General features: G+C 54.9%; 1 protein-coding gene. It reads right to left on the minus strand.

Annotated features, from left to right (window positions below; translation table 11 throughout):
- Nucleotides 1–13: 13 nt before the first annotated feature.
- The coding region (locus tag HMPREF2975_RS11970; RefSeq protein ID WP_083314425.1) for an NBR1-Ig-like domain-containing protein at nucleotides 14–780 on the minus strand (767 nt) is incomplete at its 5' end.

Consider the following 780-nt stretch of genomic DNA (forward strand, 5'->3'; position numbering starts at 1 on the left):
AATTCAGCTTCGCTCATCGTTCCTGCCTTATCGCTTGAAGATCCGGGTTAATAACTGTGACATCGACATTGAAGGTCGCGCTTTCACGAGGGAAGCAGTTCTCGCCTTCCTGGTTGCGCATTTCCCAGTGGCTTGAGGCTGCTCCTTCGTAGCCTTGCGCCCGAAACGTGCAAGAAATCTTGATGAACCTCGCTGTCGCTGGTGGGCTGTCAGGAATGGCAATCTGTGTGGTGCCGACGGGTCGTAGTCGCGGGTCTGTTGGATTCGTACAGACGAGTGTCCGACTGGTCCAGTCGATGCTGCCCACGTTGCGCAGTGTCCAGGTGTGAGTGAACTCGGCCCAAAATCCTGGCTTGTGTTTTTGCAGTGCGGGCGGTTCCGTGACGTCGACGCGATCTCCTTGATAGAGCGGCTGCGGCACGGGGTTTATTTCTTCTGGTTCCTGGTCTTCAAGGCGAAGTCGGTAGCAGTGTTCAAGGACATCGCAATGGTTTGGATCGTGGATGATCGCGTCGAACCAATCTGTGAGTGCCCAAATGAATGCTTCTGGTTCGATAGTGAGGGTTGAGGGCAGTCCGGTGTCTTTGCCGACTTCTTGGCAGCGGTCGTCCAATGTGGCCCGTGTGCTTGGGAGGGGCGTCAGGTGGGTAAGAAGGAAATCATGCAACGATTTCTTGCTCACCTGTGTAGGAAATGATTCGTATTGCGGTTCGGAGATCGGTTTCGCTCCGGTAAAGATCTTTCGCGCGTACTCGTCGTCTAACCGCTCTGCACTGCCAG

The sequence above is a fragment of the Actinomyces sp. HMSC065F12 genome (genome assembly GCF_001814535.1).
Classification (GTDB): domain Bacteria; phylum Actinomycetota; class Actinomycetes; order Actinomycetales; family Actinomycetaceae; genus Pauljensenia; species Pauljensenia radingae_A.